Genomic DNA, 24,924 nt, shown 5'->3' with positions numbered 1-24,924 from the left:
TCAGATCCTGCTTCTTGTGGTTGGCCGCGGGTGGGAACCGGATTCCGATTCTCCCTCGCCCAGGATTTCTGCGATGCGCTCTAGCACAGGTGCTGCGGCAAAAGCGAATTCGTCCTTAATCCGATCGGTTGAGATCGGCGCGAATGAGACGGTCGGCGCATCCTCATCCACCGCAACGGAGCACTTCGCCCGGGACTGGATGGCGGCGCACCACTCCGCGTGGCTCGTCTGACGGCCGCTTGCGACGTTGTAGACGGAATGGCGGCCTTCCTGTGCGATCCGCAGGAGGACGTCCACGGCGTCGTCGATCCATATATAGTCCTTGCTCGAAGCAAGTGCGGTCCGAAGCTGAATCTGGCCGTTGCCCGCCTCGCGGCACAGCGCGCCGAGGAACGTGTCCGACTTCGCCTCGCCAGGTCCGACGACATTCGACAGCCGGGCGACCCGCACCGTCTTGCGGCCGGAGGCGAGACAGATCGCCTCCCCCGTCAATTTGGAGAGATTGTAGAGATCCGAAGGATCGAGAGGCGTGGCCGAGAGCCGGGCATCCTCGCGCGTGTCCTCGCTGCCGGCGTAGACCCTGGTGGACGAGAGATAGAGGAAGGATGAAAACGCATTCTCGCGCAGGAGCCTGGCTGCGAGCGAGACATGCGCTTCGATCGTATCGAACGGCCGGGTCCGGAAATCGGCCGTAAGCCCGATGGCATAGATGACATGGCCGAGATCCTGACCGGCCGCAGGCACGTCGCCGCGGGAGGGAACATGCACCTCGGCACCGCGAGCGCGCAATCGGCGGACGAGATTGCTTCCGATGAAGCCGGATCCCCCGAAAACCGTGAACATCACGACCTTGTCCCCAGGCGCCTGAGCGGGTTTCCGCCCCATATGGTATAGGCTTCGACCTCGCCGCGCACGATGGATCCGGCAGCAATGACACAGCCCTTGCGCAACAGGGCGCCGTCCAGGATCACCGAGTTCGCCCCGATCCAGACATCGTCCTCGATGACAATGCCGCCGCGGCTCGGCAGGAAACCCTGTTCCCGGATCAGCTTATCCCGCTCGCGGTAGGCGTGATTGACCGGAGCGAAGGTGCAATTGGCGGCGATCAGCACATTGTCGGCGATGCTTATGCCATTGCCGGTATAGAAGACGCAGCCGCTGTTGATATAGCAGAACCGGCCGACCGTGAGATCGCCGGCACCGCCCGCCGGTTTGATCTTGACGAAGCTGTCGATGACCGATGCTTCCGCGACGACGATCCGCGTCCCACGCACGGAATCCTCGATGTCGCAGAGCGGGCTGATCTTAGCCGAGGGGTGCACCTCGATCATGATGACTCCGATATTTCCAACGCCCGGATTTCACCGGCACCTGAGGACTGCCTCAGTTCCCTCTTTTCCAGTTAGTGCTTGCCGCGTCAACGCCGGATCGTGCAAGAAGCATCGGTCGGAAAATGCTGTCTCGAGGAATTCATGCCGCGCTTCAATCGTCTCCCTACGCCTCTCGCCGGCCTTGCGGTCATAGAGCGAAAGCAAGCCGGCGACGAACGCGGCTTCTTTTCACGCTTCTTCTGCCGCGACGAATTGCGCGACTTCGGCATCGACGGAGCGATCGCGCAGATCAACCACACCCTGACGCGAGCGAAGGGTACGATCCGCGGCCTGCACTTCCAGCGGCCGCCCCACGATGAGGCGAAGTTCGTTTCGTGCCTGGCGGGCGCGGTATTCGACGTCGCAGTCGATATCCGGCCTGATTCACCCACGTATCTGCAATGGCATGGTGAGATCCTGAGCGCCGAGAATGCCCGCTCGATGATGATCCCCGGCGGGTTCGCCCACGGCTTCCAGACGCTGAGCGAGAATTGCGAACTCGTCTACCTGCACGACAAAGCCTACGCGCCGGAAGCGGAAGGCGGGCTCAATCCGCTCGATCCGCGGCTTGCCATTGCCTGGCCGCTCGAAGTGACCCAGATGTCGGAGCGCGATCGCGCCTTCGCCCCCATCTCCGCTTGAGGACGGATCCGGAGCGGCGGTGCTTCACCCGAGTGCTATGGAATCGTCGACGATGACGACGGGCCGGCCGCGGGAGCAGGCCTCGACCCGCGCCTCGACGCGGTAGACGGATTTCAGCATGTCGGCAGTGACGACCGTGTGCGTCGCGCCGCTTGCGACGACCGAGCCGCCGCTGATCACGATGGTATCTTCGCAATAGCGAAGCGCATGATTCAGGTCATGCAGTGCAATCAGCACCGCCATGCCGGATTGAGCGGCGAGGCGCTTCATGAAGCCGAGCACCTCGATCTGGCGGAAAAGGTCGAGCGCCGAAGTCGGCTCGTCCATCAGCAGGATCTCCGGCTTGCGCACGAGCGCCTGTGCGATCGAAACGAGCTGGCGCTGTCCCCCGGAGAGCTCGCCGAGGCCGCGGAAGGCCAGATCATTGATCTTGAGCGCCGCGAGCACGCGATCGATCTCTGCCAGTTCGCCGTCCTTCACCTTCCAGCCCGAGCCCTGTTTGGCGGAAAGGAGGACAGACTCATAGACGGTCAGGACGGCATTCGCGCCGGTGTCCTGCGGCATGTAGCAGATCGCTTCCGGCCCCTTTGCCGTATCGGAGAGGTGGACGAGGCCGGGACCGGCGGCAAGCCCGGCGATCCGCTTGAACAGTGTCGACTTTCCGGCCGCGTTCGGGCCGATGACGGCGGTTAGCTGCCCGCCTTTCAGAGTACCGGTATTGATATCGGAGAGAACGACGCGCCGGCCATAGGTGGCACCGACATCCTTGAGGGCGAGGCTTACCATGCGCGCTTCCTGTTGGTGAAGATCAGCACGAAGAAGAAGGGGACGCCGACGAGCGCGGTGATGATGCCGATCGGCAGCACCGCACCGGGGATGATCATCTTGCTGACGACCGAGGTGACGGAGAGCAGCAGAGCGCCGCAAAGCACGGAGGCGGGCAGGAAGAAGCGCTGGTCTTCGCCGACGAGCATGCGGGCGATATGCGGCCCGACGAGGCCGACAAAACCGATCGTGCCGACGAAGGAAACCGGGATCGCCGCAAGCAGGCTGACCGTCAGCATCGTTTCGAGCCTGAGCCGCCGGACATTGATGCCGAAACTTGCCGCCTTGTCGTCGCCGAGGCGCAGCGCGGTCAGTGCCCAGGCGCGGCGCGCGAAGACCGGCACCGCAATGAGCAGCACGGCGCCGGTAACCCAGACCTTCGGCCAGGTTGCTTTGGTGAGGCTTCCCATGGTCCAGAACACGACCGCCGCCAGCGCCTGTTCGGAAGCAAGGTATTCGAGCAGCGACAGCGCCGCATTGAAGGTGAAGACGAGCGCGATGCCGAGCAGGACGATCGTCTCGACGGTGACGCCACGCATCGTGGACGCGAAATGGATGAAGAGCGCCGCCACCATCGCCATCAGGAAAGCGTTGACCGGCACCATGTACTGAACCGCGACCGGGAACACGGCGACGCCTGCGACGAGCCCCAGCGCTGCGCCGAAGCCGGCCGCGGCCGAAATGCCGAGCGTGAAAGGGCTCGCCAGCGGATTGGCCAAGATCGTCTGCATCTGCGCGCCGGCCAGAGACAGCGAGGCGCCGACAGTCACCGCCATCAGGGCGATCGGCATGCGTATGTCCCAGATCACGACGCGAAGCTGGTCGCCTGCGGTCTCGGCATCGAACAACGCCGTCAGGACATCGGAAAGCGGATAATTGGCGGGGCCGAGCGCCATGTCGACGGCGACCGAGACAAACAGTGCGACAACAAGAGCCGACAACATGACGAGCCGGCGAAAGACGAGGGCGCGATAACGCCCGCGCCCCTCGATGCCTGCTATTTCCTCGGCGATTGCGGCCATCATTCCTCTCCGTCGTTCAGCGAGACGAAATAGCCCGGCCGGTAGGAGACCGGAAGAAATTTCTGGTGAAATTCACGGAAGGTCCGGTCCGGATCGATATCCGCAAAAAGATCCGGATGAAACCATTTGGCGAATTGCTGGATCGGAACAAACTCGTAGGGCGCTCCGTAGAACTGATGCCAGGCGGCATGCACCCTGCCCGCCTTCACCGCCTCGAGCGTCGTAAAAGCGGGCCGCTGCATCAGGCCATTCAGCCTCTCCCGAGCTGCTGCCGGATCAGCGCCGCGTCCGACGCTCACGAACTGGTTCAGGTCGGACTCTGCCGACCAGTTGCTGCCGGTGACGATCACATGATCCGGATTTGCCACCACGAGCTGCTCGGGATTGAGATCGCCGAAGGTGGTCGTGAACACGTCGGAACCGATATTGTGGCCGCCGGCCTTTTCTACCATTTCGCCGAAATTCGCCGGACCGAAGGTGCGGCAGCACACCGTTTCGCCAGTGATCCCCGGCGAACGCTCGATGAAGACCTTGGGCCGCTCGACCGCGCCGGCCTTGGCCAGGCGCTCGGTGACGACGGCGATCTGCGCACGGCGATACTCTATGAACTCGCTCGCCCTCGCCTGCGCGCCGAAGAGCTGGCCCAGGATTTCGACGGACTTCTCGCTGTTCTTCGCCGGGTCCACGCGGAAGTCGAGAAAGACGACGGCGATGCCGGCGGCGGCCGCCTTCTCGATGAAGCCCGACTCTTCGACCGCGTCTTCGGCTTCGAGATTGAGCGTCAGCACATCGGGCTTAAGAGCAATCGCCGCTTCGAGGCTGAAATCGCCGCTTGGAATGTAGCCGAACCGGGGGAGCTTATCGATCTCCGGGAAGCGCTCCACGTAACCGGCATAGGAGTCCGGATCCTTCTTGATGAGGTCGTCGCGCCAACCGACGACGGTGTCGAAGACGTGTTCGCCCTTGAGCGCTGCCGCGACATGGATCTGACGCGCCTCCCCGAGCAGGATCCGCCTGGCAGGGAGCTCGACCTCGATCTTACGCCCGGTAACGTCGGTGACTTCGGCTGCGATCGCAGGCCCAGCGGCCACAACGAGAGCGACAAGCGCAGGAAGGACGTTTTTCAGAACCCGCATTCGAACCTCGCGAACAGAAGATCGGAGGGCTTTCGCCCTCCGACCGGAGCCTTATTGGCTGGCATTCAGGGAAACGAAATAGCCGCTCTTGTACGGCAACGGCAGGAAACGCTCGTGCAGTTCCTTGAACGTCGCCTCCGGATCGAGATCTTTGAAGAGATCCGGGTGGAGCCACTTTGCCATCTGCTGAATGGCGACGAACTGATAGGGATTGTTGTAGAACTGGTGCCAGATGGCATGCACGTTGCCGTCCTTGACCGCTTTCACGCCGGTGAAAGCCGGCCGCTTGGTCAGGCCTTCGAGCTTGCGCCGGGCTTCCTTCTCGTCCGCGCCATAGCCGACGCCGACCCAGGCCCCGCCGGGCACATAGCCTTCCCAGTTGCCCCCCGTGATGATGATCTGGTCCGGATCGGAAGCGATGACCTGCTCCGGATTGACCGTCCCGAAGGTGCCGGGAATGATCTCCTTCGCCATGTTCACGCCGCCTGCGAATTCGACCATCTTGCCGAAGTTCTCGTTGCCGAAGGACATGCAGCAGTCATCCGAATAACCGCCGGCGCGCTCCATGAAGACGAGCGGCTTTTTCGGATCGGCCTTGGCGAGGACATCGGTCACCTTGGCGATGCTGTCGGCGCGGAAGCGGATGAATTCCTCGGCCTTGTCCTCCTTGCCGAAGAGCTTGCCGATGAGGCGCATGCTCGGTTCGGTATTTTCCATCGGCTTTTCGCGGAAATCGACATAGACGAGCGGGATGCCGACCTTTTCGAGCTTCTCGATATAGCCCGCCTCCTCCGTCGCCGTTTTGGCGTCGACATTCATCAGCATGACGTCGGGCTTCAGTGCCACCGCCTGCTCGATGTCGAAGGTTCCGTCCTTCATCCCGCCGAAGGCCGGCAGCTTGGCAATGTCGGGATACTTCTCGAGGTAGGCGGCGTAGGTTTCCGGGTCGGCCTTGGCGAGATCGTCGCGCCAGCCGACGACGCGCTTGAACGGTTCGTCCTTGTCGAGAGCGCCGACGAAATAGATCTGGCGCCCCTCTCCGAGGATCACATGCTCGACCGGCACGTTGACCTCAACCTCGCGACCGGTGACGTCAGTCACCTTCACGGCGTCGGCGAACGCGGCGCTCGAAACAAGCACGTAGAAACCCGCAGCGGCAGCGGCCACCTTGTTGAAAAACCTCATCGTTCCCTGCTCCTTCGAAATTCGGTGCGTTCTAATATTTCATGACTTTACCAGTCAACATATATCTTTTAGAACGCTTCCAAACAGAAGAGACCGGGACCGAAAATGAGCGACGTGGCATCGCGGCCGAACTATGATCTTCGCGACGAAATCAAAGCTTACTGGTCGAAACGCGCTGCCACTTTCGATCTCTCTCCCGGTCACGAGATTTTTTCCGAAGAGGAACGCGCCGCCTGGCATCGGCTCATCCTGCGCCATCTCGGAGAAGGAGCCGGACGCCCGGCACTCGACCTTGCGAGCGGAACCGGGGTGGTCTCGCACCTCCTCGACGACCTCGGCTTCCGGGTAACCGGCATCGACTGGGCCGAACCGATGCTCGAACGCGCGCGGCAAAAGGCGAAGACCCGTGGGCGCGATATTTCCTTTCACATGGGTGACGCGGAAAATACGATGGAGCCGGACGACCATTATGACGTGGTCGTCAACAGGCATCTGGTATGGACGCTGGTCGATCCGGCTACAGCCTTCAGGGAATGGCTTCGCGTGCTCAAGCCCGGCGGCAGGTTGCTGATCGTCGATGGCGATTTCGTCAACGCGACCCGGCTCGAACGGATCTTTTCCGCGCTCAACGCCTGGGGCCAGCGTGCCGGGCTTCTCAGACCCGAGCCGCCGTCTCAGCCCAAGGAGATGCTGGAGACGCATCGCAGCATTCTTGCCCGCGTCCACTTCTCGCAAGGCGCGCGCGCCGATGCCGTCGTCGCGCTGCTGCAAGGTGCGGGCTTCACCGACATAACCGTCGATACCGATCTCGGAGAGATACACCGGATGCAGGCGAAGAACTGGAGTCTGCTCAAGGGCCTCGCTCGGAGAAGCCAGCATCGCTTTGCGATCCGCGCAAGCAAACCGGTGGCCTGAAGTTCACTGCTCACGGCTGAGATTGGCGGCGTCGGTCACGTACTAGGTTGCCCCTTGAAACAGGCCGCCGCAGTTTCCATTTCTCAGCGACTACCCGTCATCGAGAGCCAGCGCGCGGATCACTCCGCCGGCGTGCGCATCTCCGGGTCGAAGGGCGCTCCCCGAAAGGGTCGAGCGCCCTTTTCAATTGCATATGCCTTTCCGCCACATCCGCTGCGAGCCACAAAGCTGCCGCGTAATGGTCAGCAAATTGCCCCCTCGTCGCCGCACCGAGCACCTTTGGGGGCTACATGCTCCCCGAGTCGCTTGCGTCGTTCTTTTCGAAGGCGGAGCGAATGAGCAAGGCGGTATTGCTGCCGATCAAGTCATGCACGTCATGGAGGACAGAACATGATTACTCGCTACACACTCGTTGCATCGCTGACCGTTGCAGCTTCCAGCTTGATGCTTCTCAGCCCGGCTTCGGCACTCGAACTCGCACAGGCGCAACAGACGCAGCCGACACAGACCCAACCCGACGCCAGCGGCACGAGCACCCCGATCAGCGAACAAAAGATCGAAGCCTTCGCAGTCGCCTATCTTCAGGTCGACAAAGTAAGGCAGGAATACTCCACGAAAATCGACGCGACCACCGACGAGGCCGCGAAGGCAAAGCTCCAGAACGAAGCCAGTCAGGAAATGGTCAAGGCCGTGGAGACTTCGCCGAACATGTCGGTGGAGGAATACACGACGATCCTGAAGGCCGCGCAGAGCGACCCGGCGCTCGCCCAGAAGGTCCAGGAAAAGCTCCAGACGTCGACGCCGCAGCAGCCGCAGCCGCAGTAATCGCGCGAAGGTTTTCCCTCCGGAATTGAGCAACTTCAAAGACCCGGATCGTTCCACCGTCCAGCGAAACGATCCGGGCTCTTCAGCCGACGAGCCAGAAAAGCACCGCGGCTATTACAACGAACAGCCCCACGGCAGCGAGGAAGCGCACGGTACCGGCACTCGTATTGTCGCCGAGAACCCGGTTCCAGTATTCGCCGCCAGTGGCGTCGTCCGCCTCGATGCCCGTTTCTGCGGTCGCGGGCTCCGTTGCGGCCCTTCCGCCACCGGAGCCGTAATTGCGTGGCTGCGGCTGTGGCGGGTCCGGGCGCGCCCGATCCGCCTCGCCGAGATACGGCGCACCACTTCCTGCATCGCCCGCATCGGCGACGTGATCATCGGGCTCCGTATCGGGGGCGAGACCAGCCCGGCTCGGTATGCTTTCGTGCTTTACCGCCATGGTGGGCTCCCGTGCTCGAAGTGAGAAAGGGGGCGCCAACGCGCCCCCCAGTGTCGAACGACGCCTCGGTCAGCCGCTTCGATGGGACTGGTTGTGTGCCCCGCCGGGCTCTGTCACGCCCTTCAGGCCGGTGCCGGCCATTTGCGGCTGTTCACGCGCGGCGTCGGCAAGCGATACGATGCCGACCAACCGTTTGTCATGGTTTACCACGGGCAGCCGTCGAACCTGGATGTCGCCCATGTTACGCGCGACATCGTCCACCTCGTCGTCGTCGAAGCAGTATTTCACGTCCGTGGTCATGATGTCGGCGACCCTTGCCTGGGGGTCCATACCGTCTGCGACACCGCGGACCACGATGTCTCTGTCCGTTATCATGCCGATCAGGCGGTCGCTGTCCCCGACCGGCATGAAACCGATATCGTTCTCCGCCATCTGCCGCGCGACAGCCGTTATCGTGTCGTTTGGGCTTGCGAGATGAACGTCTCTGGTCATGATCTCCGATACACGCATTTGAATTCTCCTTCACGTTGCATAGGCGGCTCGGGGAAACCGATACCGCCGTGGCGGCCGCTCAGCGCTCGCTGCCCGGGCGAGCAGCCGAATCTGCTTCCGGGGAAGCAACTGCCTCAGTCTCCGCCGCGGTCTGCTTCTCGCGCTTGCTCCCGTTGGTCTGCCCGTTGGTCTGCCCGTCGCTCTGTCCTTGCATTTCCCGGGCCGCCTGCTCCCAATGGCGCTGATGCTGACCGTCGGGCCGGCCCTCCTGCTCCCAGATCGCATAGGCTCTGCGCCTGATGAGCTCTTCCCGTTCGCTGTCCCTGTCCCTTATCTCGTCCATGTCCCTGACCTCGCCGCTGAACTCCGTTGATGGCGAATTTCAAACGGCGCCACCGCCCATTTGTTCCGATCGCTCTTCCACCCGTGCGGAGGCCTTCATATGTGCTTTGGCGGCTCCGGATTTTCGTCCGGATTAGGCACCGGAACTTCGTCCGGCAGACGGTCCGGATCGGGTTCCTCGATCGGCGTTTCGGGATACCACGGGGGCAACTCCGGCGGCGGCGGCTCCGGCACTGGCTCCGGCTGACGCGGGTTCGGCATTTTCGTCTCCCTTGAACAGGCGGGGCGAACCCCTCATTCGAGAAAATCCCGACCGCGCGCAATTGTTCCGCTGCCGGTGCCGGGAACAAGGCGAGGCGCGGAACCCTTTGGGTGGATCGCGGGTTTGGCCCAGCATCAGCAAAAGCAAAAGCCAGGAGAGATTCCATGCCCAGACATCCGGACTATGGCAGATACGATCCCTACGGGCGCCGCGATTGGGCGCGCCGCGATTGGGAGAACGAACGCCACCGCGACCCTTATGGTTCCGAGCGCCATCGCGCCCGGTCGCGCAGCCGTTTCGATGAAGATGTCGAGCCTCGCGGCGCCGACTACGAGAGCTCGATGTCCTGGCCGACCGGGGGCTACCGCGGCGAAAGCCAAGGCTGGAGCGGCGACGACTACGACCGGAGGGGTCGCGAACGTTATTTCAGGGACTATCATGGTCCCGGCTATGGCTATCGCGGCGAAGAACGCTACCGCGGCTATGGAGGCTACGGCGAAACGCGGGATTATGGCCGCCGCGAGCGCGATTTCCTCGACCGCGCGGGCGACGAGGTGGCTTCCTGGTTCGGTGACGAAGATGCCGAGCGCAGGCGCGAGATGGACCGGCACCGCGGCAAGGGTCCGAAAGGCTACCGGCGGACCGACGGTCGAATCCAGGAAGATGTCAGCGATCGCCTGAGCGACGACGGCGCTCTCGACGCCTCCAACATTGAGGTGAGCGTGGCGAACGGCGAGGTACAGCTCAATGGATCGGTAAGCTCGAAATGGGCAAAACGCCGTGCCGAGGATTGTGCCGAAGACGTATCGGGGGTCACAAATGTGCAAAACAATCTGCGCATAGAGACGGCGGATACCACCACGATCCAGCAGAACCCCAACCTCACCGATCTCAGTTGAGCCCGCGAACGGGACGCTCGCGCAAAGGCTTGCGCGGCGTCCTTCAACGGGAGACGCAAGGCTTGGCCTTCGTCTAGTGTGAGCGGGAAACGCTGACTCCAACAGTCGGCCCGGCCGGCGGCCTTTCCTTCCGGCGCGCCGCGCGCGCAAGAAAGCTCAGCAGGCGCTGCTCCTCCAGGCGCAATTCGCTGTCCGCCCGCCCCCGCGCCTGAAGCTGACGTGCGGAGATCGTGGCCGATTTATCGGCAAGGGCCAGCACATCCGGATGAATATAGCTGCTCCGGCTGATGGCGGGCGTGTTGTGAAGAACGGATGCAGCAGCTTCGCTCATCTGTTTGATCGTCGGCCATTCGCCCTTTTCGATCGAGGTCCGTGCCACCGTGAACGCCGCCAGTGTGCCGGCCCAGGTCCGGAACGTCTTTGCCGAAATGGCTGTGCCGGCGATATCCGTGAGATACCGGTTGAGCCGGCCGGAATCGACCGGCCGCAGCGCGTCGTTTTCATCCTTCCAGACGAAAAGCTGTCTGCCCGGCAGGTCGGCGATCTCTTCGAGCAGCCGCTGCAACTTGGGACGGCGGAGTCGTCGCTGAACGCGCTTGCCGCCTTTTCCGGTGAATTTAAGCTCTATGAAGCCATCCCCCAGTCTGAGGTGACGTTTCAGAAGGGTCGTCGCCCCATAGCTTCCGTTGGCCTGCACATAGGCCTGGTTGCCAGTACGCAGATGGGCTTCGTCCAGCAATGCCACGAGCGCCGCGAGCACGGTTTGCATGTTCTCCACGTCGCCCTGCATATGGCGCCGTACGGTACGGCGTATCTTCGGCAACGCCTTGCCGAATTCCACCAGTTGCGCGAACTTGTCGGCGCTCCTGAGAGCCTGCCATTCGCTGTGATACCGATATTGTTTTCGGCCGCGCGCATCGTAACCCGTGGCCTGAAGATGACCGCGCTCGTCCAGGCAGATCCAGACGTTCTCATAGGCGGGTGGAAGGCCTAGCGACGCTATACGGCTCTTGACCGACGGATCGGTGACCGTTGAGCCGTCCGGCATGCGATAGACGAAGCCCTGGCCGCGCCTTTGCCGCCGAATGCCCGGCTCGCTGTCGCTGACATAGACGAGGCCCGTTAGCTCCGATGAAAAGCCGGCGTCCGACGGATTCCACAGACCGTTCGCGGTCGCGGCAGGCGGACATTCGAGCACGTCGACCGACGTAGCTCTAGCCATTGCCCCCCTCCTGCGGAATGAAGGCGACGACGCTCTGCGCCGGGATGGTCTCGCGGCTCACGCTTGCGCGCGTGCCGAATTGATCTTGGGCTGCCGTGTCGAGCACGCGTAGCCAGCGCGTGGTTCCGTTCGCGTGAGGAAGGACTATCTCGCAATCTCCGCCGGCATTGAGTACGAGGACGATCTCGCCGGCTGGCGGAGCCTCGCTCTGCGCTACACGGCAGATATAGGCGCAGATCAGCCGAAGCTCACCATCGTGCCAGGCGTCCTCGTCCATGGCACTGCCATCCGCCTTGTACCAGGCGATCTCGACGCGTCCACTCTCGTCGGGCTTCCCGTCGAGGAACCGTTCCTGGCGCAGGACAGGACATTCCTTGCGAAAGGCGAAGAGCTTGCGGCAGAAATCCAGAAAGCCATCATCCGCTCCGCTCCAGTCGAGCCAGCCGATCTCGTTATCCTGGCAATAGGCGTTGTTGTTACCCCGCTGGCTGTTGCCCAGCTCGTCGCCGCCGAGCACCATCGGCACGCCCTGGCTGACCATCAGAGTGGCGAGCATGGCCGCTCGCCGCCGTCTGCGGGCCTCGTCTATCTCCCTGTTGTCGGTCGGGCCTTCGGCGCCCATGTTGTCGGAATGATTGTCCGAGTGGCCGTCGCGATTCGCCTCGCCGTTCGCTTCGTTGTGCTTTTCGCCATAGGAGACCGTGTCCATCAGGGTGAAGCCGTCATGGGCGCTGACCAGATTGATCGACGAGGTCGCAGCACGATCCGAGTGCCTGAACTGCACCGGTGAGCCGACAATGCGCTCGGCAAGTACCGGAATCATGCCCGCATCTCCCTTCCAGAAACGCCGGACGTCGTCACGGAACTGATCGTTCCACTCGCGAAACGGCGGCGGAAAACCGCCGAGCTGATAACCGCCCTCGCCGACGTCCCAGGGCTCGGCGATCAGCTTCACGCCTGCCAGGATAGGATCCTGCCGGATCGCGTCGAAGAAGCCGCCTTCGCGATCGAATTCCATGTATTCGCGGCCGAGCGTGCTTGCGAGGTCGAAGCGGAAGCCATCGATGTGCATCACGCCCACCCAGTAGCGCAGGCTGTCGAGCACCATGCGCAACACCAGGGGATGGGCAACGTTGAGCGTGTTGCCGGTGCCGGTCGTGTCGTAGGTGTGGCGCGGCTTCTCCGGCGACTGGCGGTAATAGCTGAAGTTGTCGAGGCCGCGGAAGCTCAGGGTCGGCCCGCGTTCCGAGCCCTCGGCAGTATGGTTGTAGACCACATCCATCAGAACTTCGATGCCGGCGGCATGAAACCGCTTCACCATCGTCTTGAATTCGGTGATGTGGTCGCCCTTCAGATAGCGCCTGTGGGGCGCGAAGAAACCGAGCGTCTGATACCCCCAATAGTTTCTGAGATTCCGCTCCACCAGGTAGCGGTCGTCGAGGAAATATTGGACGGGCAACAGTTCGATCGCAGAAACGCCGAGCTTCATAAGGTGCTCGATGATCGGATCGCTTGCCATGCCAAGGAATGTGCCGCGCAACTCGTCCGGCACGCCGGGATGTGTCATGGTCATGCCGCGGACATGCGCTTCGTAGATGATTGTTTCCGTCCAGGGACGGCGGATCGCTTCTTCGCCCGCCCAATCGAAAGTAGGGTCCTGAACGACGCCCTTCACCATGAAGGGGGCACTGTCGCGCTCGTCGAAGGAAAGATCGCCCTCAGCGCTGCCGATCGTGTACCCGAAGAGCGCATCGTCCCAGATGAGTTCGCCCGCGACCAGCTTGGCGTAGGGATCGAGCAGCAGCTTGTTCGGATTGAAACGGTGGCCATTGTGCGGATCGTAAGGTCCGTGGGCGCGATAGCCGTAGAGCGTGCCGGGGCCGATACCCTCGATGTAACCCGACCAGATATCGCCCTCGCGTTTCGGCAGCGGCATGCGCGCTGTTTCGTCTCGCCCGTCTTCGGAAAACAGACAAAGCTCGATCTTTTCCGCATGAGCCGAGAAGACGGCGAAATGCGTCCCCTGCCCGGTGTATTCTGCCCCGAGTTCGGGTTTCATGAAATCGAGTTCGGAAAAAGCCAGAGTCATTCAGTCGCGCCCTCTACCGCCTTGCCCAGCAGCTTTGATGCAACGCAACGGGCAGGCATTTGTTCCTCTTGTGACGCAGGTGCCCCGGGGAACTTTCCCGCCCCGCGCCAGTTCCTCGCCTTTCAGCCGAGGGACATATCCGATGCGAGCAGGTTCGACGCGTACGTGTTTCAGAGAGAGTTGGGGCGCGAATTTCATCGACGGCGATATCTGCCGCTTCCGGTTGTGGGCTCCCGACGAGCGGAGCGTCGACCTCGTCCTCAGCGGAACCGCGCATGAGATGCGGCCGCTCGATGAAGGCTGGTTCGAAATCGCGCTCGAGGCGAAAGCGGGCGAGAGCTATTGCTTCCGGCTTGCCGATGGAACCGAGGTGGCCGATCCCGCCTCGTCGGCCCAGGAGCGTGACGCCTCGGGCCCCTCGATCCTCGTCGATCAGGCGTCATATCGATGGCAGACCTCCTCCTGGCGCGGCAGGCCCTGGGAAGAGGCGGTCATTTCGGAGCTGCATATCGGCTGCTTCACGCGGGAGGGCACATTTCGCGCCGCAATCGAGCGCTTGCCGCATCTGGCAGGGGCCGGGATCACCGCGATCGAGATCATGCCCGTCGCGCAATTCCCCGGCGCGCGGGGCTGGGGCTACGACGGCGTGCTGCACTATGCGCCGCACAATGCCTACGGGAAGCCGGATGACCTGAAGGCGCTTGTCGATGCGGCCCATTCGCTCGGTCTGACGGTCCTGCTGGACGTGGTCTATAACCACTTCGGGCCGGAGGGAAATTATCTTTCCCGATATGCGAGTCGCTTCTTCAACAAAGACCGCCCGACACCCTGGGGCGCGTCGATCGCCTTCGAAGAGGAAGCCGTCCGGCGGTATTTCATCGAGAACGCGCTCTACTGGCTCGGCGATTTCCGTTTCGACGGATTGCGCCTCGATGCGACCGAACAGATCCGTGATACGAGCAAGCCGCATTTTCTGGTCGCGCTGGAGCGCGAAGTACGGGAAACATTCGCCGACCGCCGGATTCATCTGGTGGTGGAAGACGCGTACCGCCGCAGAAGCCTTCTGCAGCGTGACGCGAGCGGCGCGCGCATGCTCTTCGACGCGGCATGGAACGACGACCTCCACAACGCTCTGCATGTCGTGGTGACCGGCGAAACCAAGGGCCACTATCGTCCCTTCACCGACGACTCCTGGGGCAAGATCCGCAACGCGCTGTCCGAAGGCTTTGCCGTGTCCGCAAAGGAGGATAATTTCTCCCCTGAAGGGAGCCGCGCCCGCGTACCACCGCAAGGCCGGGTGAATTTCCTCCAGAACCACGACCAGATCGGCAACCGCGCCTTCGGCGAGCGGCTTGCCTCGCTCGTGAAGGAGGACAGCCTACGGGTGCTCACAGCCATGCACATGCTCGCGCCGCAAATACCGCTCCTCTTCATGGGTGAGGAGTACGGCGAGACGCAGCCCTTCTGTTTCTTCTCGGACTATCAGGGGAAAATCGCCGAGGCAATTCGGCTCGGACGGCGGGACGAGGCCGAAAATTTTGGAGGCATTCCGCAGGACAAGACCGTCGACGACCTGCCCGACCCGCTCGATCCGGAGGTCTTTGCCGGCTCGAAGCTGCGCTGGAGCCGCGCGGCAAGCCCGGCCGGCGAGCGGCATCTTGCCCTTATGCGCGAACTCGCAGAGATCCGGCAACGGCACATCGTGCCGCTCATTACCGCCACCGCCGTCCCGGAATGCCGGGCATTCGAGACAGAGGACGGGACCGTCGCCGTCGACTGGCAGTTCGAGGAGGCCTGCCTGGAATTGCGCGTCAACCTTTCGCAGGAGACGCACCCCATTCCCGCAATCCGCGGTCAGCCCATCTTTATGAGCGAGACGTCCGGCGGCGGGGCAGCTAACGGCAGCGAACTGGCCGGCCCGGCTATCCTCGTCGCGATTGCACGGTGAAGTGCTCGCGGACGGAACATGCATTGTGCCGAACGGTTAGATGTCGGCGGCAGCAAGTACACGGAGTGAGGAAAGATCTTCGACGAATGATGCAGAAACAACCCGCGCAACTCGGCCCGGCTCTTGCGGGCGAACACGCCGAGGCACCGACGATTGCCTCTCTGCGGCAGCGCGCCGAGGGTTGCGAACGCTGCGACCTCTACAAGAACGCAACGCAACTGGTCTTCGGCGAGGGCCCGGTCGACGCCCGTGTCGTGCTCGTCGGCGAACAGCCGGGTGATCGGGAGGACCTTGCCGGGCGCCCCTTCGTTGGGCCTGCGGGGCGTATCCTCGACGAATGCCTGCACGAAGCCGGCATCGACCGATTGGACTGCTATTTGACCAATGCCGTCAAGCACTTCAAATTCGAACAGCGCGGCAAGCGCCGGCTGCATTCGCGGCCGAATGCCGGGGAGATCCAGGCTTGCGCCTGGTGGCTCGGCGCGGAACTCGAAGAACTCCGCCCCGAGATCGTCGTCGCGCTGGGGGCCACGGCGCTGATGTCCCTGCTCGGGCGGGGTGTTGGCGTCACGAAAAACCGGGGCGAGCTTCTGGCAGCGCCCGGAGGCTTCTCGGTGCTCGTAACCATCCATCCCTCCTATCTCCTGAGAATCCGCGGCAGAGCCGACCCCGAAGCGGAGCGCGCCCGTTTCGTCAACGATCTCGCCAAGGTGGCGGCTCGAATCGATTGATCGTCAGGACTGCCGGTCGAGTTCCGGGTAGTGGCGGAAGACGCAGGCTTCATTGAAGGCAAGCCGCCGCTGCGACGCGAGATAGCGGCGAATTCTTGGCAGTGCGCGAACGGCATCGTGCAAGGCGACCAGGCCGGGAATATTTGCTTCGTAGGCCTCCATGGCCCTGGGAAAGGCGTAGCGCAAACCTTCGATCACTTGAAACAGCGAGAGGTCCACATAACTCAGCCGATCGCCGACCATGTACCGTTGGCTACTCGAATTCTGCGCGAGCACGCGTTCGAAATAGCCGAGGAACACCGGCAGGCGCTCGGAGAGGAAATCGGCCGACCGCCTCAGCGCTTCCGGCTTCTGGTCCTCGTAATAAAGCGACACGGCGATGGGATGATACGTATCGTGAATCTCCGCGACAAAATCGGTGATCGTCAGCTGCAGGCCGTTGGCAACGGTGCGAAGTCCCTCGTCCTCGGGCGCAAGGCCGAGCCTCGGCCCGAGGTAGAAAAGGATGTTGGCGACGTGAGATATGACGAGGCTGCCGTCGACGAGGAACGGGGGAGCGAAGGGAGCAGCGGCGCCGCCGGGCTCCTTCATCAGCTTCAGCATTTCATTCGTGCCCCCTGGCTCGCGGGCGATGTCGATGTAATCCGCGCCGGCCTCCTCGAGCGCGAGCCGCACGAATTCGCCGCGCCCGGGAATACTATCCCAGTAATAGAGCTTGTATGGCATGATGGCCCCCTTCTTTGTCGGCATTCATTTTGGTTCGCGGCCGAAGTCTTTTCTGAGCTCGTTCTTCGCCCTTTCGAGCACGTCCCTCTGGCTGCGGCTCAAACCACCGCCCGCCCGGTTGATATAAAACGTCAGCATCGACATGGCAGAGCGGAACGGATTTGACTTGCGGCGATCGCTCTTCTCTGCCGACTGCTTCAACGACTGCGCAATCTCCTCGGGTTTCTCGGACTTGAAGATTCCAGGCTCGAGGTCCAGCGCATCGCTGTGTTCGGTCACCTCCTGCGACCATTTCTTTTTGTTCTTGTGCTTTTTGCCCATCATCCTTGCTCCCATGTCCGCAGAAAGGCTGCGACCTAGAGCATCTCCGCAATTCCGAACGGAAAACCGCTGCGCACTTTTCCTGGAATTGCGCTGGCCCTTTTTGTCTGCCGCAATTCCGGACGGAAAACCGCTGCGCACTTTTCCTGGAATTGCTCCACTTCCTGAATCGGCACTGTGGGAGGAAACATACGGCAGCGGAATTCGTTCCGATTCGGCGGCCAAACAGAACACCTGCCGAGGAGAAAACGATGAAGATCGAAGAGCTCATGTTCGCCGAAAGCGGCGGCGTACCGAACAACCCGCGCCTGCCGGTTCTCGTCTATCGTCAAGCGATCGACGTCACCGGTGATACGGCGGCACGGATCGAGGAACGTTTCCGCGCGAACGGTTGGCGTGGCCTCTGGCGCGATGGCGTTTTTGCCCATCACCATTACCATTGCGGCGCGCATGAGGTTTTGGGGATTGCCGAGGGCCGGGCGCGACTTCTGATCGGCGGGCCGGACGGTCAGGAGATCGAGGTCGCAGCAGGCGACGTCATTCTCCTTCCGGCCGGGACCGGTCACCGCCGGAAGGAGGCGAGCGGCGATTTTCTGGTCGTCGGCGGCTATCCGCCGGGTCAGGACGCCGACATTCAGAGCAGCCCCGCGACCGCCGATCACCGCAAAGCGATCGACTCGGTACCGCTGCCGCGCTTCGATCCCGTCCTCGGCGCGGAGGGGCCTGCCGTCACGGTCTGGCAACCCGCGTCCCATGCGAAGCGCGGGCCTGACGAATGACAGCTCCACCGGAAGCGGCCGAAATCGTCGCAGGCGTCAGCGCAGCCATACGGGCAGATCGGCGGCCGTCCGGGCCCCCGCTGTCCGCTCCTTCAGGCCGAGCGTCTCCCAGGCGAACTTCTGGGCCGCTGCCTGCGCCATTTCCTTGGTCTCGTAGATGTCCGGCAGCACATACGCCCTGCGGCCACACGACAGGAGCGCCCTGTGGCTCAACAGATCGTAGTGAAGCTCAAGGTATTCTTCGGAATGCATGAAATCCTCCCACTGGCGGGAAGGAAACGACGGCCGTCGCGGGAAGTTCCATGTAGCTCCCTCAAATACGTGAATAGAAGAACTCTGGCGGAACATCGGCCGCGGTCCGGAGTTGATGACGCTTACGGGAGGTAAGCCATGAACACGAACAAGCTTGGAGAACCGCGCCCGGCGGTTGACGCGCGTCCGCTGGATCCACCGAGCGTCGACGAGCCGATCGATGCATGGGAGGGAGGTCGGAAGAGCGCACCGGGGATCGGAAACCAACTCGGCGAACTGCGCGAGCGGATCGCTCGGCTTCAGGCCGAAATCGATACGATCGCGACCGAGACCCACACGGCCGTCGGTACGGTGCCGGACAGGCTCGAGACGGCGAGAGACGTGGTCGCCGAGAAGCGGCACGAGATCAAGCGTTTGACGGCGCGTCTCGAGGAGATCGAGCAATCGCTTGACGACGGCGCCCTCTAGGGCACTTCCAGAGAACCTGCGTAAGGTCTTCCGTGCGGAGGCGCATCGTTTCGAAGGCGTTTCACTGTTTCAATGAAACAGTCAAACGCTCCAGACTAGAATACGGTCATCCAGACGCCGCGCCAGAAAAGCGAATTGGGGTCGTCGAGGCGTTCACAATCGTCCGTCGCGGGCCTCGTGATCTTTGCAGGGACCGGCTTTCGGCCGGTAACGGGCGGGACGGAGTCTTCCTGGCCTTCCCTCGCGGGCTTCGGCTTTTTGATGATAAGCATCGCGAGATCCTTTCCGCCGCATGGCGTTGACGGCCTCAAATGCTCTTTCGTCTTCCTCCGATACCGCTCTTCGGTTCAGTGCCGGTGGATGAATTTACAGAAGCGGCTGGTCTGCCCGTCGTCGGTCATGTCCTGATGGAGGAAGGCCAGATTCTCCTGTTCGAAAATCTTGAAGAACTCATCCCAGGAAATCTTCTCCAGCGTGTCTTCGGGTTTGCCGAAATCGACGCGAAGGAGACCTCCACCGCCCTCGGTCGCGCCCTTGACGCGCGCCGGCTGCCCCTCGCGGGCTTCTATCCAATTGCGGATCGTGTCGTGGTCGATCGTCGTCATCGCAGCGGTCATCGCAAGCTCCATGAACTGGCATTGCCGGTGGCGACTCCGGATCCGAAGCGCCATCTCCAGCGGCAGGGAACGGCAGTGTGCCCTCATCCGCCCTAGCTGTGTAAATCGATCGCCGCGCTGATTGTTCCGCCTCAGCGCCGCACGCGGTCGCTTGGCTCCGAGATGGCTGCCTCGTCCTCGGGCGGCTCCCAGCCGAATATGCTGCGCCCGCCGAGACGTGGGGAATCCCTGAATTCGCCCGCGACGATCTCCTTGAGGTCCGGGCCGGTGACGTAGCGCTCCAGCCGGCGCGACTGCTCATCGAGCCGCTTCAGCGCCGCAAGCTCTTCCTCGCGCCCAAGCCGGCCCTTGCTGACCGCGGACTTCATGATCCTGATCGTCTCGTCATAGACCTTCAACGGCACCGGGAAGGGATGGCGGTCCTTGCCGCCATGGGCGAGCGAAAAGCGGGCAGGATCCGAGAACCTGCATGGCGTACCGTGCACCACCTCGGCGACCATCGCCAGTGCCTTGACGGTCCGCGCACCAACTCCGGGCACCAGGAGCAGATCCTTGAAATCCTCCGGACCGCGGTCGGCGGCGGCGGCGAAGTTGCCGTGAAGGCGCCGGAGATTGACGTCGCTTTCGCGAACGTCGTGATGCGCGGGCATGAAGAGATGCGGCAGCAGCGGCTGTGCCGGCGCCGCCGTTGGAGCGGTGCGCGACTCGATCGAGGCGACTTCGCGCAAGAGCCCGTCGGGCCCGAGCGAATGAAGGAGATCGAGTTGTGCAATCCGCGAGGCAGCGGCGCGTCTGTCGGCAAGATTGACGATCTCGCCCTGCCCCCGGCCTTCGATTGCGCTATGCGGCGCGTCCACGAAGCTTGTCAGGCCCTCCGACAGCCAGTGATAGCGTCGCGCCTGCCGCCGGTCGCCGTTCATGCCCTGTTGTACGACCACCCACCTGGCGTCGTCCGTAACGATGAAGCCATGCAGATACAGATCGAAGCCGTCCTGGACGGCAGCGCTGTCGACCTTGGCGACGAGGCGGCTCGCCTCCGCCAGTGCACCGCCATCGAAACCGACGCGATCGCCGATCGTCATGAGCTCTCCCGGCGTCTTGCGGGAGTGCTGCCCCCGGCCGCCGCAGACATGGATGCCCAACTCGCCGGCAAGCGGGGCAAGGCCGCGTTTCAGCGCACCGATGACGCTCGTGGTGATCCCGGACGAATGCCAGTCCATGCCCATGACGGCACCGAAAGACTGGAACCAGAAAGGATGGGCAAGCCGCCTTAGAAACTCGTCGCGTCCGTAATGATGAACGACTGCTTCGGTGACCAGCGCGCCGAGGCGCGTCATGCGGTCGCCGAGCCATCGCGGCACGCGCCCGCCATGCAGCGGGAGATCCGCATTGCCTGCTCTTTGAGCCATAGTGTTTCCGTTCGTGCCCGCCGACTGAATCGCCGTTTCGGCGCCGCGTCTAGTCCTTAACATAGAGGATTTTAGAGAACGAAGCGAAAAGCGCGGCCGACAGGCGCCGTCCCGCGCGAAGCGTGCCCTCGATCGTCGACCGAAACCAGGAACGCGATCGACACCAACAGGTCAAGACGCGGGATGCGGGCGGAAAACTGCGCACACTTTTCCGTCCCGCTCCGGCGCGGTCATCCGGCGTCGGCGGATGAGGGACGCCGCGCAAGGCAATCCGCCAGCCGGAGGCGATGGGAGCACCGCAATGCGAGCGCGAACAGCCCTCTCATTGCGGCCCGCCTCCTCCGGCGGCCGCCTTCGATCGCGACCCTCCGATATAACGTCGCCTGCCCTAGCCGACGAACATCTGGCGCAAGCGAGCAAACAGGCCTGGCTGTTTCTCGACAAGCATTGCGCGGATGTGGCGGGCGGCGGTCGATGCGCTGACCGTCGCGCCGAAATGGCAATAGCAGATGACCTTATGTAATTGCTCGTCGCTCAGCTCGAAGAAACGTTTCGCCTCACCGTAACTGTCGTTCTCCATCCCGGCGGTCCGGAAAACCGGATCTTCGAAAGCGACGGAGATCGGTGAACCGTCGCCGCGCATGGCCGCGCGGACTCTCGCCGGCTGATACTCCGTCTCGTGCAGCGTCGAAAGGCGTCTGTGAGGATCACGCTCGAGGAGCTCCGCCCAACGCTCAAGGCGCTCCTTGCGCGATAACGTCCGTCGCGGAAAGTCCTGCTTGACCTCGGCGACGCCTTGTAACTGCTCGATTGCTTGGTGCTTCATTGCGACCTCCTACTCTAACGATAGTTGGTCCCCCATTTTCCACTTGCAGCGCGCTGCCCTGTCGATCCAGGGTCAGGAACACGGAGCAAATCGAAGTGCTACACCGACCTTCGCGGGTCTAACCACGCGCCGCGCTGCAGCCCGAATAAGCCTGACTCCAACCGGTCGCGAAGTCCAATCACGAAAATAGATCATGCCAATTTTGGCACATGCCGGTGTACGCGGCGGCAGTCGTCCTCACCCCTTGACGGCACCGGACGTCAGCCCCGCCACGATCCTGCGCTGGAAGATCAGGACGAGAACGAGCAGCGGCAGTGTCACCGTGACGGACGCGGCCATGATCTGGCCGAACGGATATTCATAGCGGCTGCTGCCGGTCAGAAGCCCGATCGCGACGGGAACCGTCCGGTTTTCGTCGGTCAGGATGAAGGTGAGAGCAAAGAGGAATTCGTTCCACGCAAGGATGAACGACAATAGACCGGTGCTGGCAATGGCAGGCCCCATCAGAGGCAGCAGCACATGGGTGAGGATGCGCAGCCGCGAACACCCGTCGACGAGCGCCGCCTCCTCCAGTTCCCTGGGCAGATCACGGATGAAACTCGTCAATATCCATGTCGTAAACGGCAAAGTAAGAATGAGATAGGAGACGATCAGCGCCGAGGGCCGGTTGTAGAGACCGAGCCATCCGATCACCTCGAACATCCCCGAAAGCACCACCACTTGCGGGAAGACAGAGATCATGAGAACGGCGATCAGAACGATTCGGCCCGGCGGGAAATGCAGGCGCCCGAGCGCGTAAGCGGCAAGAATGCCGATGACGAGAGAGATCGCCGTACTGACCAGGGCGACCACGCCGGAGTTCACGAGGGCGCCCATGAATACCGGATTGTTGAACAGCTGACGGTAGTTGCTGAAATCGAGAGCGGGCATGAGGGTGAACTGGTAGAGCGCCTGCCCCGTCTTGGTCGAGGAAACGATCGCCCAGTAATAGGGGAAAAGCATGTAGAGGAGGACGGCCGCGACACCCGCATAGAGCCCCGCCGTCTTGAGGCGGCGCAAGGTCCGGTAGGTTGCGTTCGAATAGCGTCTCGTGGCGGCTGCGCTCGCGGTCATCGGCACCCCCTTCAATCCGTCGCCCGATCGAGGCGCAGCAGCCCGACGATGACGATGGCGATCAGTCCGATGATCATGAATACCCAGGTGGAAGCTGCGGCTCCGAGGCCGAGGTCCTGGAAGCTGATGAGCTGGTCGCGCGCATAGATCGACATCGTCATGGTGTTTTCGTTGTTGGCCGCCAGCACGTAGCTCAAGTCGAACATGCGAAGTGCGTCGAGCGTACGAAAGAGTATCGCGACCCCGATCGCCGGTGTCGCCAGCGGCAAGGTTATGGACCAGAAGCGCTTCCAGTGCGGCACCCCGGAGACGTCCGCTGCCTCGTAGATTTCCTCGGGGATCAGTTGCAGGCCGGCAAGAATGAGAAGCACCATGAACGGCGTCGTCACCCAGACATCGATGAAGATCACCGTCCCAAGGATCAACGAAGGATCGGCCGTCCAGGCGATGCCCTTTTCGACGACCCCCAATGTGACGAGAAGCTTGTTGATCAGGCCGAACTGATCGTTGAGCATCCATTCCCAGATCCGCGCCGAGACGACCATCGGCATCGCCCAGGGGATGAGGATCGCCGCCCGCACGATGCCACGGCCGAGGAAGGCGCGGTGCAGAAGCAACGCGATTGCAAGTCCGAGAAACGTCTCGAGCGCCACGGATACCAGTGTGAAGACGAGCGTGTTCCTGACCGCACCCCAGAACACCGGATCTTCGGCGACGGTCACGAAGTTCTCGAAGCCCACGAACCCGTAATCCGAAGGGGCGTCGAGATACGCATCGGTGAAGGAGAAGAAAACGCTGCGGGCGAGCGGCCATATCGCCACCGCGACGAGCGTCAGCAGCAACGGAAACAGGAAGATCCATGCGGTGCGGCGCTGTTGGCGCTCCATCCGGCGTTGGGCGTTCATGACGAGACTCCAAGGGCCAGCGGAACGCTCGCACGGTGGTCGATGCGCCGGCCGTCCTCCCCGAAGAGGTAGAGGCTTTCCGGCTGCCAGCTCAGGCCGACGGGATCACAGGGGGCGATTCGCGGAGGACTTCCCGTCGAGCGAACAGTCCAGACCAGAGTCTCGGTGAGCCGCACATAGCAGACATATTCATAGCCGAGGTCCTCCATCCGCTCGAAGGTCCCGCGGATCGCGCCTTTCGTGTCGGCAGCGACAAGCTTCAAAGCCTCCGGCCGCAAGCCGATTTCCGCAGGCCTTCCATCGGCCGCAACAAGTTCGGCCGCATAGGCAAAACCGCCAGCACTCCTAAGAATCGGAGCGGCCGGACCGGTCGCCTCGAGCGGGGCAAAATTCATTCTCGGGCTCCCGAGGAAGCCGGCGACGAAGCGATTTTCCGGGCGGTCGTATAGCTCGCGCGGCCGCCCCACCTGCTCGATCTGCCCGTGGTTGAGAATGACGATCCGGTCGGCGAGCGTCATCGCTTCCGTCTGGTCATGAGTGACATAGACCATCGTCGTCTTGACGTCGCCGTGCAGCTTGGCGATCTCGAAGCGCATTTCCATGCGCAAGTCCGCATCGAGATTGGAAAGCGGCTCGTCGAAGAGGAAGACTTCCGGTTGGCCGACCAGCGCGCGCCCGATCGCCACACGTTGCCGCTGGCCCCCGGAAAGCTGGCGCGGCCGACGCTCGAGCAGGTGGTCGATCTTCAGCATGTCCGCGACCTTGGCGACACGGCGCCGGATTTCGTCCTTGCCGAGCCGCGCCGTTTCCAGCGCAAAGCCGATGTTTCGCGCCACATTCATATGCGGGTAGAGCGCGTAGGACTGGAAGACGAAGGCAAGCCCGCGTTTCGACGCCGGCACGTCCGTCACCTGCTCGCCGCCGATGAAGACGTCGCCGCCGGAAACCGGCACGAGACCGGCGATCAGTCGCAGAAGCGTCGACTTTCCGCAACCGGATGGGCCGACGAAGACGACGAACTCCCCGTCCTCGATCTCGAGATCGATGGAGCGGATCACGTCATAGGTGCCGAAGGTCTTGCTGACATTCTTCAGGGAGACCGAAGCCATTCCGTTTCCTTCCAGACCTTCTCGCGGCAGCGCGTCCAACGCAGCCGGGTCGATG

30 protein-coding genes are annotated in these 24,924 nt (G+C 62.6%); 8 read left to right on the top strand and 22 right to left on the bottom strand.

The window, feature by feature from the left end; translation table 11 throughout:
• Positions 1-843: an NAD-dependent epimerase/dehydratase family protein gene (locus tag SINAR_RS0107740; protein ID WP_027998569.1), complete on the bottom strand. Its 843-nt coding sequence runs from the start codon at positions 841-843 to the stop codon at positions 1-3.
• Positions 843-1,331 (bottom strand): acyltransferase, encoded by a 489-nt coding sequence (locus SINAR_RS0107735; protein WP_027998568.1) that lies wholly within the window; start codon positions 1,329-1,331, stop codon positions 843-845. Before SINAR_RS0107735 ends, SINAR_RS0107740 begins: the two co-directional genes overlap by 1 nt.
• A gap of 141 nt (positions 1,332-1,472) precedes the next feature.
• Between SINAR_RS0107735 and rfbC the strand changes: the two genes are divergently transcribed.
• Entirely contained in the window at positions 1,473-2,012 is a 540-nt protein-coding gene (rfbC, locus tag SINAR_RS0107730) for a dTDP-4-dehydrorhamnose 3,5-epimerase (RefSeq protein ID WP_027998567.1), read from the top strand.
• 24 nt (positions 2,013-2,036) lie between these two features.
• Here the strand turns inward: rfbC and SINAR_RS0107725 are convergent, their stop codons facing one another.
• The 4 genes from SINAR_RS0107725 to SINAR_RS0107710 are packed head-to-tail and all read right to left on the bottom strand — an operon-like array spanning position 2,037 to position 6,180.
• A complete protein-coding gene (locus tag SINAR_RS0107725; protein ID WP_027998566.1) occupies positions 2,037-2,798 on the bottom strand; it encodes an ABC transporter ATP-binding protein in 762 nt (253 codons plus the stop codon).
• Entirely contained in the window at positions 2,792-3,862 is a 1,071-nt protein-coding gene (locus SINAR_RS0107720; protein ID WP_033057049.1) for a FecCD family ABC transporter permease, read from the bottom strand. Before SINAR_RS0107720 ends, SINAR_RS0107725 begins: the two co-directional genes overlap by 7 nt.
• Complete coding sequence (locus tag SINAR_RS0107715; RefSeq protein ID WP_027998564.1) at positions 3,859-4,995, bottom strand: ABC transporter substrate-binding protein; 1,137 nt, start codon at positions 4,993-4,995, stop codon at positions 3,859-3,861. The genes SINAR_RS0107720 and SINAR_RS0107715 overlap by 4 nt, the downstream gene beginning before the upstream one ends.
• A 51-nt stretch (positions 4,996-5,046) precedes the next feature.
• Positions 5,047-6,180, bottom strand: a complete 1,134-nt coding sequence (locus tag SINAR_RS0107710) for an ABC transporter substrate-binding protein (protein WP_027998563.1) — start codon at positions 6,178-6,180, stop codon at positions 5,047-5,049.
• Positions 6,181-6,285: 105 nt separating this feature from the next.
• Here SINAR_RS0107710 and SINAR_RS0107705 point away from each other — a divergent pair, with 105 nt between their 5' ends.
• Together SINAR_RS0107705 and SINAR_RS0107700 are read left to right on the top strand one after the other, a co-directional pair.
• A complete protein-coding gene (locus SINAR_RS0107705; protein ID WP_027998562.1) occupies positions 6,286-7,095 on the top strand; it encodes a class I SAM-dependent methyltransferase in 810 nt (269 codons plus the stop codon).
• 390 nt (positions 7,096-7,485) lie between these two features.
• On the top strand, positions 7,486-7,920 hold the full coding sequence (locus SINAR_RS0107700; protein ID WP_027998561.1) for a DUF4168 domain-containing protein: 435 nt from the start codon (positions 7,486-7,488) through the stop codon (positions 7,918-7,920).
• A gap of 82 nt (positions 7,921-8,002) precedes the next feature.
• Here the strand turns inward: SINAR_RS0107700 and SINAR_RS0107695 are convergent, their stop codons facing one another.
• From SINAR_RS0107695 to SINAR_RS1000000136490, 4 genes are all read right to left on the bottom strand, one after another.
• Positions 8,003-8,359, bottom strand: a complete 357-nt coding sequence (locus tag SINAR_RS0107695) for a hypothetical protein (RefSeq protein WP_027998560.1) — start codon at positions 8,357-8,359, stop codon at positions 8,003-8,005.
• Positions 8,360-8,428: 69 nt separating this feature from the next.
• Positions 8,429-8,869 (bottom strand): CBS domain-containing protein, encoded by a 441-nt coding sequence (locus tag SINAR_RS0107690; protein WP_027998559.1) that lies wholly within the window; start codon positions 8,867-8,869, stop codon positions 8,429-8,431.
• A gap of 61 nt (positions 8,870-8,930) precedes the next feature.
• Positions 8,931-9,194: a DUF2934 domain-containing protein gene (locus SINAR_RS0107685; protein WP_027998558.1), complete on the bottom strand. Its 264-nt coding sequence runs from the start codon at positions 9,192-9,194 to the stop codon at positions 8,931-8,933.
• A gap of 95 nt (positions 9,195-9,289) precedes the next feature.
• Positions 9,290-9,454: a hypothetical protein gene (locus tag SINAR_RS1000000136490; RefSeq protein ID WP_150824004.1), complete on the bottom strand. Its 165-nt coding sequence runs from the start codon at positions 9,452-9,454 to the stop codon at positions 9,290-9,292.
• A gap of 165 nt (positions 9,455-9,619) precedes the next feature.
• On the opposite strand from SINAR_RS1000000136490, the gene SINAR_RS01000000133125 reads away from it, so the two are divergent.
• Entirely contained in the window at positions 9,620-10,354 is a 735-nt protein-coding gene (locus tag SINAR_RS01000000133125) for a BON domain-containing protein (RefSeq protein WP_033057046.1), read from the top strand.
• A gap of 73 nt (positions 10,355-10,427) precedes the next feature.
• On the opposite strand, the gene SINAR_RS0107670 is transcribed toward SINAR_RS01000000133125, so the two are convergent.
• Both SINAR_RS0107670 and glgX read right to left on the bottom strand, forming a co-directional pair.
• A complete protein-coding gene (locus tag SINAR_RS0107670) occupies positions 10,428-11,576 on the bottom strand; it encodes a DNA topoisomerase IB (protein WP_027998557.1) in 1,149 nt (382 codons plus the stop codon).
• A complete protein-coding gene (gene glgX, locus SINAR_RS0107665) occupies positions 11,569-13,665 on the bottom strand; it encodes a glycogen debranching protein GlgX (protein WP_027998556.1) in 2,097 nt (698 codons plus the stop codon). Before glgX ends, SINAR_RS0107670 begins: the two co-directional genes overlap by 8 nt.
• Before the next feature lie 142 nt (positions 13,666-13,807).
• Between glgX and treZ the strand changes: the two genes are divergently transcribed.
• Both treZ and SINAR_RS0107655 read left to right on the top strand, forming a co-directional pair.
• Complete coding sequence (gene treZ / locus SINAR_RS0107660; RefSeq protein ID WP_027998555.1) at positions 13,808-15,613, top strand: malto-oligosyltrehalose trehalohydrolase; 1,806 nt, start codon at positions 13,808-13,810, stop codon at positions 15,611-15,613.
• Between the two features lie 89 nt (positions 15,614-15,702).
• The gene (locus SINAR_RS0107655; protein WP_027998554.1) at positions 15,703-16,344 is read left to right on the top strand and encodes a UdgX family uracil-DNA binding protein; all 642 of its coding nucleotides are present in this window, start codon (positions 15,703-15,705) and stop codon (positions 16,342-16,344) included.
• 3 nt (positions 16,345-16,347) lie between these two features.
• On the opposite strand, the gene SINAR_RS0107650 is transcribed toward SINAR_RS0107655, so the two are convergent.
• Together SINAR_RS0107650 and SINAR_RS0107645 are read right to left on the bottom strand one after the other, a co-directional pair.
• Complete coding sequence (locus tag SINAR_RS0107650) at positions 16,348-17,070, bottom strand: glutathione S-transferase (protein WP_027998553.1); 723 nt, start codon at positions 17,068-17,070, stop codon at positions 16,348-16,350.
• A gap of 24 nt (positions 17,071-17,094) precedes the next feature.
• Positions 17,095-17,391 carry a DUF3175 domain-containing protein gene (locus SINAR_RS0107645; RefSeq protein ID WP_027998552.1) on the bottom strand — a complete coding sequence of 99 codons (297 nt, stop codon included), beginning with the start codon at positions 17,389-17,391 and terminating at the stop codon, positions 17,095-17,097.
• Positions 17,392-17,642: 251 nt separating this feature from the next.
• Between SINAR_RS0107645 and SINAR_RS0107640 the strand changes: the two genes are divergently transcribed.
• Positions 17,643-18,170, top strand: coding sequence for a cupin domain-containing protein (locus SINAR_RS0107640; protein WP_027998551.1), 528 nt, complete (start codon positions 17,643-17,645; stop codon positions 18,168-18,170).
• Positions 18,171-18,206: 36 nt separating this feature from the next.
• On the opposite strand, the gene SINAR_RS0107635 is transcribed toward SINAR_RS0107640, so the two are convergent.
• Entirely contained in the window at positions 18,207-18,422 is a 216-nt protein-coding gene (locus tag SINAR_RS0107635; protein WP_027998550.1) for a hypothetical protein, read from the bottom strand.
• A gap of 138 nt (positions 18,423-18,560) precedes the next feature.
• Between SINAR_RS0107635 and SINAR_RS0107630 the strand changes: the two genes are divergently transcribed.
• Positions 18,561-18,890: a hypothetical protein gene (locus SINAR_RS0107630; protein WP_027998549.1), complete on the top strand. Its 330-nt coding sequence runs from the start codon at positions 18,561-18,563 to the stop codon at positions 18,888-18,890.
• Between the two features lie 95 nt (positions 18,891-18,985).
• On the opposite strand, the gene SINAR_RS1000000137320 is transcribed toward SINAR_RS0107630, so the two are convergent.
• From SINAR_RS1000000137320 to SINAR_RS0107595, 7 genes are all read right to left on the bottom strand, one after another.
• Positions 18,986-19,162: a hypothetical protein gene (locus SINAR_RS1000000137320; protein ID WP_167333583.1), complete on the bottom strand. Its 177-nt coding sequence runs from the start codon at positions 19,160-19,162 to the stop codon at positions 18,986-18,988.
• A 75-nt stretch (positions 19,163-19,237) separates the two neighbouring features.
• Positions 19,238-19,507 (bottom strand): hypothetical protein, encoded by a 270-nt coding sequence (locus SINAR_RS0107620; protein ID WP_150824003.1) that lies wholly within the window; start codon positions 19,505-19,507, stop codon positions 19,238-19,240.
• Positions 19,508-19,638: 131 nt separating this feature from the next.
• Positions 19,639-20,916 (bottom strand): DUF763 domain-containing protein, encoded by a 1,278-nt coding sequence (locus SINAR_RS0107615; protein WP_027998547.1) that lies wholly within the window; start codon positions 20,914-20,916, stop codon positions 19,639-19,641.
• Positions 20,917-21,304: 388 nt separating this feature from the next.
• On the bottom strand, positions 21,305-21,742 hold the full coding sequence (locus SINAR_RS0107610; RefSeq protein WP_027998546.1) for a hypothetical protein: 438 nt from the start codon (positions 21,740-21,742) through the stop codon (positions 21,305-21,307).
• Positions 21,743-21,979: 237 nt separating this feature from the next.
• Complete coding sequence (locus SINAR_RS0107605) at positions 21,980-22,855, bottom strand: carbohydrate ABC transporter permease (RefSeq protein WP_027998545.1); 876 nt, start codon at positions 22,853-22,855, stop codon at positions 21,980-21,982.
• A gap of 11 nt (positions 22,856-22,866) precedes the next feature.
• Positions 22,867-23,760 carry a carbohydrate ABC transporter permease gene (locus tag SINAR_RS0107600; RefSeq protein ID WP_027998544.1) on the bottom strand — a complete coding sequence of 298 codons (894 nt, stop codon included), beginning with the start codon at positions 23,758-23,760 and terminating at the stop codon, positions 22,867-22,869.
• A complete protein-coding gene (locus tag SINAR_RS0107595) occupies positions 23,757-24,869 on the bottom strand; it encodes an ABC transporter ATP-binding protein (protein ID WP_027998543.1) in 1,113 nt (370 codons plus the stop codon). Before SINAR_RS0107595 ends, SINAR_RS0107600 begins: the two co-directional genes overlap by 4 nt.
• Between the last annotated feature and the right edge of the window lie 55 nt (positions 24,870-24,924).

Origin of the sequence: Sinorhizobium arboris LMG 14919 (genome assembly GCF_000427465.1) — a bacterium.
Classification (GTDB): Bacteria; Pseudomonadota; Alphaproteobacteria; order Rhizobiales; family Rhizobiaceae; genus Sinorhizobium; species Sinorhizobium arboris.
This window is presented reverse-complemented; position numbering and strand designations above follow the sequence as displayed.